Source organism: Pseudomonas sp. JH-2 (assembly GCF_036231725.1).
GTDB lineage: Bacteria > Pseudomonadota > Gammaproteobacteria > Pseudomonadales > Pseudomonadaceae > Pseudomonas > Pseudomonas delhiensis.
In genome coordinates this window covers 29,499-47,343 of record NZ_JAZAQP010000014.1, presented here as the reverse complement: position 1 = coordinate 47,343, position 17,845 = coordinate 29,499, and the positions used below count along the sequence as shown (strand labels likewise).

Genomic DNA, 17,845 nt, shown 5'->3' with positions numbered 1-17,845 from the left:
GTAGGAGCGGGCCCTGCCCGCGATTCGCGCGCAGTGCGCGCTCCTGCATGGGAATGGCGTGGGTGGGGTTGCGTAGGGGCGGATCTCATCCGCGAACCGCGCCGGGGTATCCGGCTATCGCGGAAAAGTTCCGCTCCTACGGGGAAATGCTGTGCCTCGGCAACCTGTAGGAGCGGACTCTGTCCGCGATTCGCGCGCAGGGCGCGCTCCTGCATGGGAATGGCGCGATGGGGCGGCGTAGGCCCGCCTATTCCGGCCGCGCCTCGCCGGCGCCGGGCAGCATGCGCACCAGGGTGTTGTCGCGGCTGATGAAGTGGTGGAACAGCGCGGCGATGGCGTGCAGGCCGATCAGGAAGTAGCCGATGTTGCCGACGGTCTCGTGGACGGCCTTGACCTGCTTGGCCAGGTCCGGGTTCTCCGCCACCAGCGGCGGCAGTTCCAGGCCCCAGAAGGGGATCGGCTTGCCGGCGGCGCTGAGGATGGTCCAGCCGGCCAGGGGCAGGCCGATCATCATCGCGTAGAGCGCCAGGTGCACGGCCTTGGCCAGCAGCATCTGCCAGGCCGGCGGGGCGGGCACGATCGGCGGGGTGGGGTAGATGAAGCGGCCGATCAGGCGCAGCCAGACCAGGCAGAACACGCTCAGGCCGAGCATGAAGTGCCATTGGCTGAGCAGTGCGCGGGTGTCGCTGCCCTTGGGGTAGTTGCCCTTCAGCTCGATACAGGCGTAGACGCCGGCGATCAGCACCAGCATCAGCCAGTGCAGGGCGATGGACAGGCTGCCGTAGCGGCGCGGGTAGGGGGGCTGGCTCATGGAAACTCCTTCTCTTCAGGCTGTCCCGCTCGTGGCGGCGGGTCCGGGCACCTTGCCTCTTCAGCCTGAAGCCAGGCTGAAGAGGCGGCCAATGCCTGAAGTGTAAGCCAGCCTTCGGCTCAGGACTCGTTCGGCGGCACCTGGCGCGCGCGGATGGCGTTCACCAGGCGCTTGGCCAGGGCCGGGTAGTTCTCGTCGAAGTGGTGGCCGCCGGGCAGTTCCAGGTTCTCGCCGATGGCCTGGGGCTGGGTGCAGCCGCTCTCGTCCTTCTCGTCGATGCCGTACACGCAGAGCACCTTGGGCCCGGGCATGCGCGCCAGTTCCGGGCCGGTGGCGGCTTCCTGGCCGGCCTTGCCCAGCCAGCCCTGTACCTCGATCTCGAAGCTGCCGCTGCGCGCCAGGGCCAGCAGCAGCACGGCGCTGACCTGTTGCTTGTCGGCCTCGGGCAGGCGGTTGTAGATGGCCGGCAGCACGTCGGCGCCGAAGGAGTAGCCGGCCAGCACGAAGTGGGTGGCGCCCCACTTCTCGCGGTAGTGCTGCATCAGCAGGGCGAGGTCGGCGGCGCTCTGCTCGGGGCTCTTGTGCTCCCAGAAGTAGCGCAGCGCGTCGATGCCCACCACCGGGTAGCCCAGCTCGGCCATCTGCCCGGCGACGTCGCGGTCCAGGTCGCGCCAGCCGCCGTCGCCGGAGTAGAACAGGGTGACGGTGGGCGACGGCTTGGCGGCGGGCACCTCGACCACCGGGAAGTCGTCGCCGCTGCCCTGGATCAGGCGCTTGAGCTGGTCGTCGAGAACCACCGGCAGGCTGTCGTAGTAGTTGGCGATGACGGTCTCGGCGTTCTGCTGGGTGCGGGCGAAGCGCGCGGTCTCGTCGTCCGGGTTGTCGTTCCAGGCGGCGGTCCAGTGGCCGTGGGGCGCGCTCTGCGGCAGCCTGGGCGTGGCGCAGTCGGGCTTGTCGAGGGCGAAGCCGACCGACAGGGCCTTGGCCTTGTCGCTGTTCTGCCCGGCCAGCCAGCGCCAGGCCCAGGCGCCGCCCTGGTGCACGCCGGCGACCAGGGTGGGCTGGGCGTCGAGCAGGTTCAGCGCGGCCTGCACGCGGTGCTGCTGAGCCACGCAATCGTTGTCCGGGAACAGGAACTGCACCACCCGCGCGCCATTGTCGTGGGCCAGGGCCAGCAGCTGGGCGTCGTCCAGCTTGTTGTCCTGGGGCACCGCCAGCAGCACGGTGGCGGTCGGATGCCTGGCGGGGATGGCCAGGCTCACGGGGCTGCCGTCGGGCAGCTTGCCGTGCTCCAGGCGCGCCTGGGACAGCGGGTGGAGCCACAGCAGCACGGCAGCGGCAGCAGCGGCGATTACCAGTAGCAGGACGATGGCCAACAGGCGCCAGCGACGTTTCGACATATCAGCGTTTCACCAGTCCGGACAGGCCGCCCGCGATCAGGGCGGCGGTATCGGCCAGCGCCACCAGCGGATCCAGTCCGGCGGGCACGGCCAGGTAGCGGGGTTCCCAGTCGGGCTGGAACTTGTCCTTGAAGCGACGCAGCCCCTGGAAGTTGTAGAACTGTTCGCCGCGGTGGAACACCAGCGCGCCCAGGCGCTGCGTCAGCGGCGCGCCACGGCGCGGCTGCAGGCCCGAGAGCGGCACCATGCCGAGGCTGAAGCGGGCGTAGCCGCGTTCCTTGTAGTGCAGGATCAGGCCGAGCATGAGGAATTCCATGGTCATCTTCGGCGCGTCCGGCACCACCCGCATCAGGTCCAGGCTGGCCAGCTCGTGGCTGGCGGTCTCCAGCAGGTTGACGAAGGCCACCGCGCGGCCCTGGTGGCGCACCACGGCGACGCGGAAGTAGCGCAGGTACTCGGGGGTGAAGCGGCCCAGGGAGAAGCCCTTCTCGCGGGTGGCCTTGCCGCCCAGCCAGGCGTCGGAGATCGCCTTGAGCTCCTCCATCGGCGCCTGCCCGGCGTCGTGGAACTCGATGGCCAGGCCGTCGCGCTGGCCGCGGTTCCAGGTGTAGCGCAGGTCCTTCATGTCCTTGCCCTTGGCTTCCAGGTCGAAGCGGCGCAGGTCCACGCGCGCCTCCTCGCCGAGCTTGAGGGCGGTCAGGCCGATGTCCATGTAGAACGGCAGGTTCTCCGCGCGCACCTGGTAGAACACCGGGCGCGCGTGGTGCAGGTCGCAGAGGTCGCGGAACTGCCAGATCAGCTCGGCGCGGGCCTGGGTCGGGCCGATCGGGTCGTACAGCGCCACCAGGCTGCGGCCGCGGCGGGCATACATGAGGAAGGCGTCCTGGCTGGGGTGGAACAGCAGGGCCTTGTCGCCGGACAGCGCCAGGCCGCCGTCGGGCTGCTCGGAACGGGCGAGGATGGCGGCGGCGCGGTCCAGTTCCTCGGCGCTCGGCTCGTGGATCGCCGGCGGCGAGGTGCGCAGCAGCCAGGTCAGGCCCACCGCGGCCAGCAGCAGGCAGCTGCCCAGGGCCGCGCGCAGGCCACGGGGGGCGTCGGCGTCGAGGGCGAACTGCCACCACAGCTCGTGGCTGTAGGGCACGTCCTGGTAGGCGAACAGGAACAGCCAGATGGACGCCGCCACCACGCAGGCGGCCGCCGCCAGGTACAGCGGCGAGAAGGGCACTTCCATCAGCCGGCTGCGGCGGTAGAAGGAGCGGCGGAAGATCGCCAGCAGCAGGGCGGTGACGCCGAGGATCAGCGCTTCCTCCCAGTCCACGCCCTTGAGCAGCGACAGCACCGCGCCGCTGAGCAGCAGCACCAGGGTGATCGCCCAGGCCGCCGACAGCCGCCGGCGCAGGCCCTGGGCCAGCAGCAGGCAGAGCACGCCGATCAGGCTGGCGGCGAAGTGCGAGGCATCCACCAGGCGGTGCGGGACCAGGAAGTCCAGCTCGTCCAGGCGGGTGTCGATGGACGGGGTGGCGCCGGAGAACAGCAGGACGATGCCGGAAATGAACACCAGCACCGCCAGCACCGGCGCGGCCAGGCCGGACGCCACGCGCATCGCCTGGCGCGCCAGGAGCATGCGCCGCGCCTCGACCACCAGCAGCAGCAGGCAGGCCAGCAGCAGCGGCAGCACCACATAGATGAGGCGATACATCAGCAGGGCGGCGGCCAGGGGCGCGGCGCCCAGCTGGCCGGCGAAGGCCGCCAGCAGGATCGCCTCGAACACCCCGACGCCGCCGGGCACGTGGCTGAGCACGCCGGCGGCCAGGGCGATCATGTAGACCAGCAGGAAGGCGCCGAACGGCGGCGCCTCGGGCAGCAGCAGGTAGAGCACGGTGGCGGCGGCGGCCACGTCCAGCGCGGTGATCACCAGCTGCAGCAGCGACAGGCGCAGGCCCGGCATGCGCACCGAACGGCGGCCTATGCGGATCAGCTGGCTGTCCGGCGACGGTTGCTCCGGCTCGCGGCGTCGCTCCATGCCGACCACCAGCAGCACGCAGAAGGCCAGGATGGCCACCGCCAGGGTCGCCACCAGCCACTGCGGCAGGTTCAGCGCCAGGGCGGCGTCGGGCAGGTCGCTGAGCGCGGCCATGGCTGCCAGGATCGGCAGCGCGCAGCCCAGGGACAGGCTGGCGAACAGCGTCATGCGCGCCACTTCCATGGCGTTCAGCCCGGCGCGGGCGTACAGGCGGTAGCGCACCGAGCCGCCGGAAAGCATCGACAGGCCCACCGCGTTGCCGATGGCGAAGGCGCTGAAGCCGCCGGTCAGCAGCGTCGGCAGCGGCAGCTTCACCCCGGCGAAGCGGGTGGCCGACCACTCGTAGCCGAGCAGGCAGATGAACCCCGCGACCGTCGCGGCCAGGGCGCCGAACAGCGCGTCGCCGGGGATGTCGAGGATGGCGTCGTGCAGGGAATAGGGATCGATGTCGCGCAGCAGGTGGTAGCAGGCCACCAGCGCCAGGGCGAACAGCAACAGGGTGACGCCGACGCCGATGGCCTGGCGGTGGGCGCCGAGCCGTTCGATCAGGCGGGGGCGGGAAGGGGCGCTGGCAGTTTCCGGAGTCTCAGGCGCGGTGGAGTCGACGCGCATCGGGCACCTCATGGCTGTTGCGCGACAGGTGGGGGCACCCTCGCGAATTCCCAAGTCCGTGGGAACAAATGACTGCAATTATGGGGGGCGCAGCCTGGATCAGGCTCGGTCTTTTTCCGCTGTAACGAAAAAAGCCACTCCGCAGAGTGGCTTTTTTCTATGTTGGTTGCGGGAGCTGGATTTGAACCAACGACCTTCGGGTTATGAGCCCGACGAGCTACCAGACTGCTCCATCCCGCGCCGGCCATTCTACTCGGGCTGAACACCCTGTCAATCGATTTTTGCTTTCCGATCAATTATTTAAATTGAGCGCAAACGAAAAAGGCCACTCCGAAGAGTGGCCTTTTCCTTGTGTCTGGTTGCGGGAGCTGGATTTGAACCAACGACCTTCGGGTTATGAGCCCGACGAGCTACCAGACTGCTCCATCCCGCGGCGGCCATTCTACTCAGGACGGCCACCCTGTCAACCGTTTTCTCGGAAAAACTGGTTTTTCTTCAGATGCTTAGCGAAGCAGGGCGGCCCAGGGCGGGCGGCGCGGGCGTTCGCACCGTTTTGCATTACCATGGTGCCTTCACCGAGCACTCAGGAACGGCAGGGGCATTTCCCCGGTGTTCCGGTGCAATTCCGTCCGAGCAGGTTCCGCGTTGAGTTCCCGGCAGCGAAAGATCATCCACATCGATTGCGATTGCTTCTACGCCGCCATCGAGATGCGCGACGACCCCAGCCTTGCGGGCAAGCCGCTGGCCGTGGGCGGTTCGCCGGACAAGCGCGGGGTGGTCGCCACCTGCAACTACGAGGCGCGCGTCTACGGCCTGCACTCGGCCATGGCCATGCGCACCGCGGTCAAGCTGTGCCCGGACCTGACCATCGTGCGCCCGCGCATGGACGTCTACAAAGGCGTGTCGCGGGAAATCCACGGGATCTTCCGCGACTACACCGACCTCATCGAGCCGCTGTCCCTGGACGAGGCCTACCTGGACGTCAGCGACTGCCAGCAGTTTTCCGGCAGCGCCACGCGCATCGCCCAGGACATCCGCCGGCGCGTCTGGTCGTCGCTGGGCATCACGGTCTCGGCCGGGGTGGCGCCGAACAAGTTCCTGGCCAAGATCGCCAGCGACTGGCGCAAGCCCAACGGCCTGTTCGTCATCACCCCCGAGCAGGTCGAGGAATTCGTCGCCGAACTGCCGGTGAAGAAGCTCCACGGCGTGGGCAAGGTCACCGCCGAGAAGCTGGCGCGCCTGGGCGTGCAGGACTGCCAGCAGCTGCGCGACTGGTCGCGCCTGGCGCTGGTGCGCGAGTTCGGCGGCTTCGGCGAGCGCCTGTGGAACCTGGCCCGCGGCATCGACGAGCGCCCGGTGCAGGTGGACAGCCGGCGCCAGTCGATCAGCGTGGAGAACACCTTCGACCGCGACCTGCCCGACGTCGACGCCTGCCTGGCCGAGCTGCCCGGGCTGCTCGACGAGCTGCAGCGGCGCATGCAGCGCCTGGACGCCAGCTACCGGCCGGGCAAGCCCTTCGTCAAGCTGAAGTTCCACGACTTCACCCAGACCACCCTGGAGCAGGCCAACGCCAGCCGCGACCTGGACAGCTACCGGCAACTGCTGAACCAGGCCTTCCAGCGCGGCGCGCGGCCGGTGCGGCTGATCGGCGTGGGCGTGCGCCTGGTCGACCTGCGCGGCAGGGCCGAGCAGCTCAGCCTGTTCTGAGAACCTGCCTGCGATCTGCTGCGCGTCGGCATAACTGCGTCAACGGGTTCTGAGCGTTGTCTGCGCCGGGCAAAAGTCCGATCATGCGCAGCGCGTAGCCAGGGCCCCGAGCATGCGAATCCACGTCACCTTCACCGACCGCGTCGGCATCACCCAGGAAGTCCTGGCGCTGCTGGGCGCGCGCAACCTGAACCTGGACGCGGTGGAGATGGTGCCGCCGAACGTCTATATAGATGCCCCCGAGCTGCGCCAGGAAGTGCTCCACGAGTTGCATGGCGCGCTGCTGCGGGTGCGCGGCGTGCTCTCGGTGCAGATCGTCGACATGCTCCCCGGCCAGCGCCGCAGCCTGCACCTGGACGCGCTGCTGGCGGCCATGGGCGACCCGGTGCTGGCGGTGGACGCCCAGGCCCGGGTGCTCTTCGCCAACCCCCGGCTCATCGACCTGTGCGGCCGCCAGCCGGCCGGCGAGTCGCTGTCCACCCTGTTCGACGAACCGGGCCTGGCCGAGCACCTGGTGGAGAAGGGCTTCCGCCTGCCGATGCACGAGGTCAGCCTCGGCGGCCAGCCGCTGCTGCTGGACGCCACGCCGATCCGCGGCGCCGGCGATGCCCTGGATGGCGGCCTACTGACGCTCTACCCGCCGAGCCGCATCGGCGAGCGCCTGTCGCTGCTGCACCACGACCACGCCGAGGGCCTGCAGGGCCTGATCGGTCGCTCGCCGCCGCTGATGCAGTTGAAGGCGCGGGTGCGCAAGGTCGCCGGGCTGGACGCGCCGCTGCTGATCCAGGGCGAGACCGGCACCGGCAAGGAACTGGTGGCGCGCGCCTGCCATGCCTTGAGCGCACGCCGCGAAGAACCCTTCCTGGCGCTGAACTGCGCGGCGCTGCCGGAGAGCCTGGCCGAGAGCGAGCTGTTCGGCTACGCCTCGGGCGCCTTCACCGGCGCCCAGCGCGGCGGCAAGCCGGGCCTGCTGGAGCTGGCCGACCGCGGCACGGTGTTCCTCGACGAAGTGGGCGAGATGTCGCCCTACCTGCAGGCCAAGCTGCTGCGTTTCCTCAGCGACGGCTGCTTCCGCCGCATCGGCGGCGAGCGCGAGGTGCGGGTGAACGTGCGGGTGCTCTGCGCCACCCACCGCAACCTGGCGAAGATGGTCGGCGAGGGCAGCTTCCGCGAAGACCTCTACTACCGCCTCAACGTCCTCAACCTGCAGGTGCCGCCGCTGCGCGAGCGCGGCCAGGACATCCTGCTGCTGGCCGAGCACTTCCTGCGCCTGGCCTGTACGCAGATCCAGCGCCCGCCGTGCCGCCTGGCGCCGGAAACCCACCCGCTGCTGCTGGGCAACCGCTGGGCCGGCAACGTGCGCCAGCTGCAGAACAAGATCTTCCGCGCCGCGGCCATCGGCGAGGGCGAGGTGATCGGTGTCGAGGACCTGGAAGTGGCCGGCACCGAGCTGGATACCCGCCAGGCCGCCGACGAGGAGGTCACCAGCCTGGAGGAGGCCGTGCAGCAGTTCGAGAAGTCGCTGCTGCAGCGCCTCTACGCGGCCTACCCTTCGACGCGGCAATTGGCCGCGCGCCTGCGCACCTCGCACACCGCCATCGGCCAGCGCCTGCGCAAGTACGGGATCGGCGAGCGCTGAGGGTGGAACGGTTTCGCTCCGGTGGAGCGGTTTCGTTCCATTTGGTGGCGGCCGCGCCAGCCGGGGCCCTGATGCGCTAAAAGCCAGGAGACTCGCTGGTTTTCGTGGAATGATTTCGTTCCAATGGTTGGTTCACGTCTGATGGCATTGTTTTTCAACTAATTGATTTATAAGAATTTTATTTGTCTTGGCATCACCCTTGCTCTCGTGCCGGGAAAAATCGCGAGCCACCCGACGGCTCCAGACGAGACCAAGAGGACGATCCATGACCACCCTGCGCTTCACACCCGACCATGAATGGCTGCGCCTCGAAGCTTCCGGCGAAGTGACCGTCGGCGTCACCGACTATGCCCAGGAAGCCCTCGGCGACGTGGTCTACGTCCAGCTGCCGGAGCTCGGCCGCCATGAGCAGGGCGCCGAAGTGGCGGTGCTGGAGTCGGTGAAGGCCGCCAGCAATATCGTCATGCCGCTGGCCGGCGAGGTCACCGAGGTCAACCCCGCGCTGATCGACGGCCCGGAGCTGGTCAACCAGGCGCCGCTGGCCGACGGCTGGTTCTTCCGCATCCGCCTGGATGACGCCGCCGCCCTCGACACCCTGATGGACCAGGCCGGCTACGAAGCCTACCTGTCCGCCCGCGCCTGAACCGGGGAGCCCGCATGAGCAAGGTCCAACTGAGCACCAGCAACGAATTCATCGCCCGCCACATCGGCCCGCGCGAGGCCGACACCCAGGCCATGCTCGAGCTGGTCGGCTACGCCAGCCTCGACGCCCTGACCGACAGCGTCATCCCCAACAGCATCAAGGGCACCAGCGTGCTCGATGGCAGCGCGGGGCAGGGCGAGGCCCAGGCCCTGGCCGACCTGCGCGCCATCGCCGCGAAGAACCAGTTGCTGCGCAACCACATCGGCCAGGGCTACTACCCCTGCCACACCCCGGCGCCGATCCTGCGCAACCTGCTGGAAAACCCGGCCTGGTACACCGCCTACACCCCCTACCAGCCGGAAATCTCCCAGGGCCGCCTGGAAGCCCTGCTGAACTTCCAGACGCTGATCAGCGACCTGACCGGCATGCAGATCGCCAACGCCTCGCTGCTGGACGAAGCCACCGCCGCCGCCGAGGCCATGACCTTCTGCAAGCGCCTGTCGAAGAACAAGGCCGCCCAGGCCTTCTTCGCCTCCACGCACTGCCACCCGCAGACCCTCGACGTGCTGCGCACCCGCGCCGAGCCGCTGGGCATCGAAGTGGTGGTCGGTGACGAGGCCGCGCTGCAGGACTTCTCCGCCTACTTCGGCGTGCTGCTGCAATACCCGGCCAGCACCGGCGCGGTCATCGACTACCGCGAGCTGATCGAGCGCGCCCACGCCGCCGGCACCCTGGTGGCGGTGGCCGCCGACCTGCTGGCCCTGACCCTGCTGACGCCGCCGGGCGAGTTCGGCGCCGACGTGGTGCTCGGCAGCGCCCAGCGCTTCGGCGTGCCGCTGGGCTTCGGCGGCCCGCACGCGGCCTACTTCGCCACCCGCGATGCCTTCAAGCGCGACATGCCGGGCCGCCTGGTGGGCATCTCCATCGACCGCTTCGGCAACCCGGCGCTGCGCCTGGCCATGCAGACCCGCGAGCAGCACATCCGCCGCGAGAAGGCCACCAGCAACATCTGCACCGCCCAGGTGCTGCTGGCCAATATCGCCAGCATGTACGCCGTCTACCACGGCCCCCGGGGCCTGAGCGACATCGCCCGGCGCGTGCACCGGCTGACCGCCATCCTGGCCGCCGGCCTGGCGCAGCTGGGCCACAAGGTCGAGCAGGCATACTTCTTCGACACCCTGAGCGTCGCCACCGCGCGCCCGGCCGCCGAAGTCCACGCCGCCGCCCAGGCTGCCGGCCTCAACCTGCGGGTGATCGACGACGGCCGCGTCGGCGTCTCCCTCGACGAGACCTGCGAGCAGGCCGCCGTCGAAGCCCTGTGGGTGGTGTTCGCCGCCGGCCAGGCGCTGCCGGACTTCGCCGCCCTGGCCGCCAGCGTCGGCGACCAGCTGCCGCAAGCCCTGCTGCGCACCTCGGCCTTCCTGCGCCACGAGGTGTTCAACCGCTACCACTCGGAAACCGAGCTGATGCGCTACCTGCGCAAGCTGGCCGACAAGGACCTGGCGCTGGACCGCAGCATGATCCCGCTGGGCTCCTGCACCATGAAGCTGAACGCCGCCAGCGAGATGATCCCGATCACCTGGGCCGAGTTCGGCAACCTGCACCCCTTCGCCCCGGCCGAGCAGGCCGAAGGCTACCGCGCCATGACCCAGGAGCTGGAGGCCATGCTCTGCGCCGCCACCGGCTACGACGCCGTGTCGCTGCAGCCCAACGCCGGCTCCCAGGGCGAGTACGCCGGCCTGCTGGCCATCCGCGCCTACCACGCCAGCCGTGGCGAGGGCCACCGCGACATCTGCCTGATCCCGTCCTCGGCCCACGGCACCAACCCGGCCACCGCCCAGATGGCCGGCCTGCGCGTGGTGGTCACCGCCTGCGACGCGCGCGGCAACGTCGACCTGGCCGACCTCAAGGCCAAGGCCGAGGAACACCGCGAGCGCCTGGCGGCGATCATGATCACCTACCCGTCGACCCACGGCGTGTTCGAGGAAGGCATCCGCGACATCTGCGCCATCGTCCACGACAACGGCGGCCAGGTGTACATCGACGGCGCCAACATGAACGCCATGGTCGGCCTGTGCGCGCCGGGCAGGTTCGGCGGCGACGTCTCGCACCTGAACCTGCACAAGACCTTCTGCATCCCCCACGGCGGCGGCGGCCCGGGCGTCGGCCCGATCGGCGTGAAGGCGCACCTGGCGCCCTTCCTGCCCGGCCACGGCGAGCAGCTGGAACGCAAGGCCGGCGCGGTGAGCGCGGCGCCCTTCGGCAGCGCCAGCATCCTGCCGATCACCTGGATGTACATCCGCATGATGGGCGGCCAGGGCCTCAAGCGCGCGTCCCAGGCGGCCATCCTCGGCGCCAACTACATCGCCCGCCGCCTGGAAGAGCACTACCCGGTGCTCTATACCGGTGAGAATGGCCTGGTGGCCCACGAGTGCATCCTCGACCTGCGCCCGCTCAAGGAAACCAGCGGGATCAACGTCGACGACGTGGCCAAGCGCCTGATCGACTTCGGCTTCCACGCCCCGACCATGTCCTTCCCGGTGGCCGGCACGCTGATGGTGGAACCCACCGAGAGCGAGTCGAAGCAGGAGCTGGACCGCTTCTGCGACGCGATGATCCGCATCCGCGAGGAAATCCGCGCGGTGGAGCGCGGCGAGCTGGACAAGGACGACAACCCGCTGAAGAACGCCCCGCACACCGCGGCGGAGCTGGTCGGCGAGTGGTCGCACCGGTACAGCCGCGAGCAGGCGGTGTACCCGCTGGCCAGCCTGGTGGACGCCAAGTACTGGCCGCCGGTGGGCCGCGTGGACAACGTCTACGGCGACCGCAACCTGGCCTGTTCCTGCCCGTCGATCGCCGACTACCAGGACGCGTGAACCCTTAAGTCCCTGCGCCCGCTCCGGTGGGCGCCGTGGCCGCGGTTGGCGCCGGACGCGCCGGCGCGGCCTTTTTTTCGCCAAGGAGTTGCCATGAGCCTCGCCAAGACGCCGCTGTACGACCTGCACCTGGAACTGGGTGCGAAGATGGTTCCCTTCGCCGGCTACGAGATGCCGGTGCAATACCCCCTGGGCGTGCTCAAGGAGCACCTGCATACCCGCGCCCGGGCCGGCCTGTTCGACGTCTCGCACATGGGCCAGCTGCGCCTGCGCGGCGCCGATGCCGCCGCGGCGCTGGAAAGCCTGGTGCCGGTGGACATCCTTGACCTGCCGCTGGGCCAGCAGCGCTATGCGCTGTTCACCAACGCCGAGGGCGGCATCCTCGACGACCTGATGGTGGCCAATGCCGGCGACCACCTGTTCCTGGTGGTCAACGCCGCCTGCAAGGACCAGGACCTGGCGCACCTGCGCCAGCACATCGGCGACCGCTGCGAGATCGAGTCGCTGTTCGACAGCCACGCCCTGCTGGCCCTGCAGGGCCCGGCGGCGGCCGAGGTGCTGGGGCGCTTCGCCCCGGCGGTGAAGGCGCTGACCTTCATGCAGGTGGCCACGGTCGAGCTGCTCGGCGTGCAATGCAACGTCAGCCGTTCCGGCTACACCGGCGAGGACGGCTACGAGATTTCCGTGCCCGTGGCCCAGGCCGAAGCCCTGGCCCGCGCCTTGCTGGCCGAGGAAGAGGTGCAGCCGATCGGCCTGGGCGCGCGCGACTCGCTGCGCCTGGAAGCTGGCCTGTGCCTGTACGGCCATGACATGGACAGCGCCACCACCCCGGTGGAAGCGAGCCTGGGCTGGGCCATCTCCAAGGTGCGCCGCGCCGATGGCGCGCGCGCCGGCGGCTTCCCCGGCGCCGAGCGGGTCTTCGCCCAGCAGCGCGAAGGCGTGGCCAGCAAGCGCGTCGGCCTGCTGCCGCAGGAGCGCGTGCCGGTGCGCGAAGGGGCGGAGATCGTCGACGCCGATGGCGCGGTGATCGGCAAGGTCAGCAGCGGCGGCTTCGGCCCGAGCCTGGGCGCGCCGGTGGCCATGGGCTACGTGGCCGGCGCCCATGCCGCGCTGGACAGCGAAGTGTTCGCCATGGTCCGCGGCAAGCGCGTGCCGATGAAGGTGGCGCGCACGCCCTTCGTGCCGCAGCGGTATTACCGCGGCTGAAGCGCATCGCGGACGGAGTCCGCTCCTACGCTGCTAGTGGTTCTTGTAGGAGCGAGCTTGCTCGCGAATGGAGCTAATTCTTGGCTTCGATGCTTTGGATTGACTCCGCGCCCTCTCCCTAACCCTCTCCCTGAAGGGAGAGGGTTAGGGAGAGGGCGCTCTCAGGCCTGGCGATGGAGTTCCCGGAAGCCCCGTTCGCGAGCAAGCTCGCTCCTACGAAAAGCGCTCAATCCTCCGGCCACATCCGCAGCGCGCGGCTGTCGGCCGAGAGCAGGCGCAGTTCGCCCTTGTCTGTTATTTCCCAGCGCTGCACTTCGCCCAGGGCCTGGAAGAAGCGCTGTTCCTGCTCCATCAGCGCCGGCGCGCACATCCGCCGGGTGCTGCCGGGCTGGCCGAAGCTGAGCTGCTCGCCATCGATCTGGTAGCTGGCGAACCAGTGGTTGCAGCCGGCGTTGCCGAACGCCCGGCCCTGGCCGTCGAAGGTCAGGCTGACGTGGCTGCGGCCCACCAGCGGGCGCTTGCCGATCCATTCCACGCGGTAGGCCTGGTCGCTTTCCGGCTCCGTCGGGTGCTGGGCGCAGCCGGCCAGCAGCAGGGCGCCGAGCAGGGCTGTCAGCGTCTTCTTCATGCTTGCTCCCGGGCCTGGCAGGCGGGGCAGAGGTGGCGGTCGCCGTCCACGCTCCAGCCCAGCTCGGCGATGCGCGCGGTGGCGGCGGGGGCGTGGGCGTGGGCGGCCTTGCCGAGGCTGGCGTCGACGGCGAACTCGAAGTCCAGCATGCTCCCGCAGCCGTCGCACTTGACCTGCCAGTTGAGGATCGACAGTTCCTTGAACACCGGCCCCCTGGCCACCGCGGTCCATTGCCCCGGCGGGTTGATCAGGTGGCGCACCTTGTCCACCGTCAGCGTCATGCTCAGGTCGCGGCTGCCCTTGAGGCTGACCAGCAGGGTGTCGCCGTTCTGGATCGAGCCACCGTTGCCGGTGACCTGGTAGAGGCCCGGGCCGAGCGCGCGGCACTCGTTCAGCGTGTGTTGCGGGTTGAGCAGGTTGTAGCGGAAATCGTGTTGAGCCATGGGTCCTCCGAAAGTCCGCCCATAGTAGGGGAAGTGGCCCGGACTCGCGACCGTGGTGGCGTGACCACGGCCCTCAGGGTTCGACGAGGTTGACAGGAGCACCTTGGCGCCAGGCGGCGATGTTGTCCAGCGTGGTCCCGGCGATGGCCGCCAGCGCCTCGCGGGTGAGGAAGGCCTGGTGCGCGGTGATGATCACGTTGGGGAAGGTCAGCAGGCGCGCCAGCACGTCGTCCTGCAGCGGCAGGTCGGAGCGGTCGGCGAAGAAGATCTCCGCTTCCTCCTCGTAGACGTCCAGCCCCAGGTAGCCCAGCTGGCCGCTCTTGAGCGCCTCGATCAGCGCCGGGGTGTCCACCAGCGCGCCGCGGCCGGTGTTGATCAGCATGGCGCCACGCTTCATGCGCTGCAGGCTGTCGGCGTTGACCAGGTGGCGGGTGGCGTCGTTGAGCGGGCAGTGCAGGCTGATCACGTCGGACTCGGCGAGCAGTTGGTCGAGACCGACGAAGCGCCCGCCGAGGGCCTCGATGGCCGGGTTGGGGTAGGGATCGTAGGCCAGTATCCGGCAGCCGAAGCCGTGCATGATCTGCGCGAACACCTGGCCGATCTGGCCGCTGCCGACCACCCCGACCGTCTTGCCGTGGAGGTCGAAGCCGGTCAGCCCGTGCAGCGAGAAGTCGCCTTCGCGGGTGCGGTTGTAGGCGCGGTGCAGGTGCCGGCACAGCGCCAGGACCAGCCCCACGGCATGCTCGGCCACCGCGTGGGGCGAGTAGGCCGGCACCCGCACCACGGTCAGCCCCAGGGCGTGGGCGGCGGCCAGGTCGACGTGGTTGTAGCCGGCCGAGCGCAGGGCGATCAGCCGCGTGCCGCCGGCGGCCAGGTGTTCCAGCACCGGCCGCGAGAGGTCGTCGTTGACGAACGGGCAGACCACCTCGAAGCCCATGGCCAGGGCGACGGTGTCCGGGCGCAGCGGGCTCTGCTGGAAATGCAGCTCGAAGCCGTGCCCGGGGTTGGCGGCGAGGAAGCTGTCGCGGTCGTAGTTCTGGCTGCTGAACAGGATGATGCGCATGGCCGGCCTCAGTGGGTGTCGTGGGGCGCGCGCTGCCCGGTGTGGCTTTCGGTGGCGCGGGTCAGCTCGCCGATGGCGTGGTCCAGGTCCTCCAGGGCGCCGCCGGCCTGCGGGTCGTTCTGCTTGAGCAGGGTTTCCGCGCGCTGGCAGGCGGCGCGCAACTGCGGCACGCCGCAGTAGCGGGTGGCGCCGTGCAGGCGGTGCACGCGCTCGATCAGGGTGGCGCGGTCGTTGCGCTCGCGGGCCAGGCGGATGGCCTGGCGGTCGGCGGCCAGGGAGGCGAGCAGCATGGCCAGCATGTCGGCGGCCAGGTCGGCCTTGCCGGCGGCCAGGCGCAGGCCTTCCTCGGCGTCGAGCACGGCCAGGCCGTCGGCGGCGCAGCGCCCGCCCTGGGCCGCCATGCCGCGGCCGGCCAGGGCCAGGCCGGTCCACTTGAGCACCACCTGGGCCAGCTGGCGCTCGTCGATCGGCTTGGTCAGGTAGTCGTCCATGCCGCCCTGCAGCAGGGCGCGCTTCTCGTTGGCCAGGGCGTGGGCGGTGAGGGCGACGATGGGCACCGGGCTGACCTCGCGCTGGGCCTCCCAGTGACGGATCGCCTCGGTGGCCTGGCGGCCGTCCATGCCGGGCATCTGCACGTCCATGAAGACCAGGTCGAAGCGCTCGCGCTGCACCGCTTCCACCGCGGCCAGGCCGTTGTCCACCGCGGTGACTTCCGCGCCCAGGTCGCCGAGCAGTGTCTGCACCAGCAGCAGGTTGGCCGGGTTGTCGTCGACGCACAGCAGGTGCGGCACCTGGCGCTCGGCCCGCGGCGAGGGCTTGTCCTTGCGCGCCGGGCGCAGGTGCAGGAGCTGGTCGAGGGCGTGCTGCAGCTTGCGCGTGCAGGCCGGCTTGCTCTGCACCTGGCCCTCGGGCAGCACGGCGTTGTACTGCGACTGGTCGACGGTGGGGCACAGCACCAGGGTCTTGCAGCCCTTGAGCTCGAAGTCGCGGATGGTCTGGCGCAGCACGTCCGGCTGGCTGTCGGCGAGGTTGACGCCGAGCACCGCCAGCTCGATCGGCGCGCTGCCCGCGGCGGGCTTGTCCAGGGCTTCGCGCAGGGCGTCGAGGCCGTCGAACTCGTGCACCTCCAGGCCGCAGTCCTCCAGTTGGTGGTGCAGCGCGGCGCGGGTCAGCTCATGGGGTTCGCAGAGTGCCACATGGTGGCCGCTGGGCGGCGCCGGCAGGCCATCGTCGCTGTCCTCGCGGGCCTTGGGCAGGCTCAGGCTGATCCAGAATTCCGAGCCTTCGCCGGAGCTGCTGTCGACGCCGATCTCGCCGCCCATCTGCTCGATCAGGCGCTTGGAGATCACCAGCCCCAGGGCGGTGCCGCCGGCCTGCCGCGACAGCGAGTTGTCGGCCTGGCTGAAGGCCTGGAACAGCGCGCGCAGGTCGGCGTTGGTCAGGCCGATGCCGGTGTCGCGCACGCTGATGCGCAGCTGCGCGCGCTCGTCGTTCTCGTCCTCGAGCATGGCGCGCACGGCGATGGTGCCTTCGTGGGTGAACTTGATGGCGTTGCTCACCAGGTTGGTCAGCACCTGCTTCAGGCGCAGCGGGTCGCCCACCAGGTTCAGCGGGGTGTCGCGGTAGATCAGGCTGACCAGCTCCAGGCGCTTCTCGTGTGCGGCCGGGGCGAGGATGGTGAGGGTGTCCTGGACCAGCTCGCGCAGGTTGAACGGGATGTTCTCGAGGATCAGCTTGCCGGCCTCGATCTTGGAGAAGTCGAGGATCTCGCTGATGATCCCCAGCAGGCTCTCGGCGGACTTCTGGATGGTGCCCAGGTAGTCCTGCTGGCGCACGGTGAGGTCGCTCTTCTGCAGCAGGTTGGTGAAGCCGATGATGCCGTTGAGCGGGGTGCGGATCTCGTGGCTCATGTTGGCCAGGAACTCGGACTTGATGCGGCTGGCCTCCAGGGCCTCCTTGCGCGCCAGGTCCAGTTCGATGTTCTGGATCTCGATGGTCTCCAGGTTCTGCCGCACGTCCTCGGTGGCCTGGTCGATGTTGTGCTGCATCTCTTCCTGGGCGCTCTGCAGCGCCTCGGCCATGCGGTTGATGCCGCCCGCCAGCTCGTCCAGCTCGTGGCTGCCCAGGGCCGGCAGGCGGGTCTCCAGGCGGCCTTCCTTGAGCTGCGCGACGCCCTGGGCGATCTGCCCCAGGGGCGCGCTGATGGCGCGGCTCATGCGCAGGGAGAGCAGGGCGGTGACCACCAGGCCGCTGACGATCAGCAGCAGGCTGGTGAACAGGCTGCGGTAGCCGCGCAGCAGGGTGCCGTGGTGCGAGAGCTCCAGCTCGACCCAGCCGAGCAGGCGGTTGGCGTCCTCCTCCGAGGTGCTGGACAGGCTGCGGTGGCGGCCCAGCACCGGCAGCAGGAAATGCGTGGTATCCAGGCTGCTGACCAGGCTCAGGTGGGTGGCGTCGCCGCCGGGCATGGGGGTGAGGATGCTCGGCCCGGCATGGACCAGGCGCGTGCGCTCGGGCCCCAGGAAGGTCACCGCGCGCACGTCGGGCTGATCCAGGGCCTCGTTGGCGATGCGTTCCAGCAGCGGCAGGTCGCCGTGGTCCAGGGCGGAGGCCGACAGCGGGGCGAGCTGTTCGGCGATCAACTGGCCGCGCTCGATCAGTTGCACGCGCATGTCCGACAGCTGCACCCAGGTGAAGTAGCCGCCCAGCACCAGCGTCAGCAGGCTGGTGGGCAGCAGGGTGAGCAGCAGCACCCGCCCCTTGATGCCGAGATCCTTGAACACGCGCGTCCTCCTAA

12 protein-coding genes and 2 tRNA genes are annotated in these 17,845 nt (G+C 69.7%); 5 read left to right on the top strand and 9 right to left on the bottom strand.

Annotation, left to right across the window (positions count from 1 at the left end; all coding sequences use genetic code 11):
* Positions 1-247: 247 nt before the first annotated feature.
* From VV867_RS12290 to VV867_RS12270, 5 genes are all read right to left on the bottom strand, one after another.
* Complete coding sequence (locus VV867_RS12290; protein ID WP_089394078.1) at positions 248-811, bottom strand: cytochrome b; 564 nt, start codon at positions 809-811, stop codon at positions 248-250.
* A 119-nt stretch (positions 812-930) separates the two neighbouring features.
* The gene (locus VV867_RS12285; protein WP_275629092.1) at positions 931-2,211 is read right to left on the bottom strand and encodes a virulence factor family protein; all 1,281 of its coding nucleotides are present in this window, start codon (positions 2,209-2,211) and stop codon (positions 931-933) included.
* Between the two features lies 1 nt (position 2,212).
* On the bottom strand, positions 2,213-4,846 hold the full coding sequence (mprF, locus tag VV867_RS12280) for a bifunctional lysylphosphatidylglycerol flippase/synthetase MprF (RefSeq protein ID WP_328566517.1): 2,634 nt from the start codon (positions 4,844-4,846) through the stop codon (positions 2,213-2,215).
* Between the two features lie 163 nt (positions 4,847-5,009).
* A tRNA-Met gene (locus tag VV867_RS12275) sits at positions 5,010-5,086 on the bottom strand.
* A 116-nt stretch (positions 5,087-5,202) separates the two neighbouring features.
* Positions 5,203-5,279 (bottom strand) — tRNA-Met (locus VV867_RS12270).
* 212 nt (positions 5,280-5,491) lie between these two features.
* Between VV867_RS12270 and dinB the strand changes: the two genes are divergently transcribed.
* The 5 genes from dinB to gcvT all read left to right on the top strand — a co-directional run bounded on the left by dinB (position 5,492) and on the right by gcvT (position 12,917).
* A complete protein-coding gene (gene dinB / locus VV867_RS12265) occupies positions 5,492-6,553 on the top strand; it encodes a DNA polymerase IV (RefSeq protein WP_109936791.1) in 1,062 nt (353 codons plus the stop codon).
* 112 nt (positions 6,554-6,665) lie between these two features.
* Positions 6,666-8,192, top strand: a complete 1,527-nt coding sequence (locus VV867_RS12260) for a sigma-54-dependent transcriptional regulator (protein WP_089394074.1) — start codon at positions 6,666-6,668, stop codon at positions 8,190-8,192.
* A gap of 265 nt (positions 8,193-8,457) precedes the next feature.
* Positions 8,458-8,835: a glycine cleavage system protein GcvH gene (gene gcvH, locus VV867_RS12255; protein WP_043271120.1), complete on the top strand. Its 378-nt coding sequence runs from the start codon at positions 8,458-8,460 to the stop codon at positions 8,833-8,835.
* Positions 8,836-8,849: 14 nt separating this feature from the next.
* Positions 8,850-11,711: an aminomethyl-transferring glycine dehydrogenase gene (gene gcvP, locus VV867_RS12250; RefSeq protein ID WP_328566516.1), complete on the top strand. Its 2,862-nt coding sequence runs from the start codon at positions 8,850-8,852 to the stop codon at positions 11,709-11,711.
* A gap of 93 nt (positions 11,712-11,804) precedes the next feature.
* Positions 11,805-12,917: a glycine cleavage system aminomethyltransferase GcvT gene (gene gcvT / locus VV867_RS12245; protein ID WP_328566515.1), complete on the top strand. Its 1,113-nt coding sequence runs from the start codon at positions 11,805-11,807 to the stop codon at positions 12,915-12,917.
* Between the two features lie 226 nt (positions 12,918-13,143).
* On the opposite strand, the gene VV867_RS12240 is transcribed toward gcvT, so the two are convergent.
* From VV867_RS12240 to VV867_RS12225, 4 genes are all read right to left on the bottom strand, one after another.
* Positions 13,144-13,545: an META domain-containing protein gene (locus VV867_RS12240; protein WP_109936794.1), complete on the bottom strand. Its 402-nt coding sequence runs from the start codon at positions 13,543-13,545 to the stop codon at positions 13,144-13,146.
* The gene (locus VV867_RS12235; RefSeq protein ID WP_328566514.1) at positions 13,542-13,988 is read right to left on the bottom strand and encodes a hypothetical protein; all 447 of its coding nucleotides are present in this window, start codon (positions 13,986-13,988) and stop codon (positions 13,542-13,544) included. The genes VV867_RS12240 and VV867_RS12235 overlap by 4 nt, the downstream gene beginning before the upstream one ends.
* 73 nt (positions 13,989-14,061) lie before the next feature.
* Positions 14,062-15,051, bottom strand: coding sequence for a 2-hydroxyacid dehydrogenase (locus VV867_RS12230; protein WP_328566513.1), 990 nt, complete (start codon positions 15,049-15,051; stop codon positions 14,062-14,064).
* Positions 15,052-15,059: 8 nt separating this feature from the next.
* The gene (locus VV867_RS12225) at positions 15,060-17,831 is read right to left on the bottom strand and encodes a response regulator (protein WP_328566512.1); all 2,772 of its coding nucleotides are present in this window, start codon (positions 17,829-17,831) and stop codon (positions 15,060-15,062) included.
* Positions 17,832-17,845 lie beyond the last annotated feature (14 nt).

Bases quoted from the DNA above. Each gene is read 5' to 3' on its own strand.
- VV867_RS12290 (WP_089394078.1), bottom strand. From the start codon at position 811: ATGAGCCAGCCCCCCTACCCGCGCCGCTACGGCAGCCTGTCCATCGCC.
- VV867_RS12285 (WP_275629092.1), bottom strand. From the start codon at position 2,211: ATGTCGAAACGTCGCTGGCGCCTGTTGGCCATCGTCCTGCTACTGGTA.
- mprF (WP_328566517.1), bottom strand. From the start codon at position 4,846: ATGCGCGTCGACTCCACCGCGCCTGAGACTCCGGAAACTGCCAGCGCC.
- VV867_RS12260 (WP_089394074.1), top strand. From the start codon at position 6,666: ATGCGAATCCACGTCACCTTCACCGACCGCGTCGGCATCACCCAGGAA.
- gcvH (WP_043271120.1), top strand. From the start codon at position 8,458: ATGACCACCCTGCGCTTCACACCCGACCATGAATGGCTGCGCCTCGAA.
- gcvP (WP_328566516.1), top strand. From the start codon at position 8,850: ATGAGCAAGGTCCAACTGAGCACCAGCAACGAATTCATCGCCCGCCAC.
- gcvT (WP_328566515.1), top strand. From the start codon at position 11,805: ATGAGCCTCGCCAAGACGCCGCTGTACGACCTGCACCTGGAACTGGGT.
- VV867_RS12240 (WP_109936794.1), bottom strand. From the start codon at position 13,545: ATGAAGAAGACGCTGACAGCCCTGCTCGGCGCCCTGCTGCTGGCCGGC.
- VV867_RS12235 (WP_328566514.1), bottom strand. From the start codon at position 13,988: ATGGCTCAACACGATTTCCGCTACAACCTGCTCAACCCGCAACACACG.
- VV867_RS12230 (WP_328566513.1), bottom strand. From the start codon at position 15,051: ATGCGCATCATCCTGTTCAGCAGCCAGAACTACGACCGCGACAGCTTC.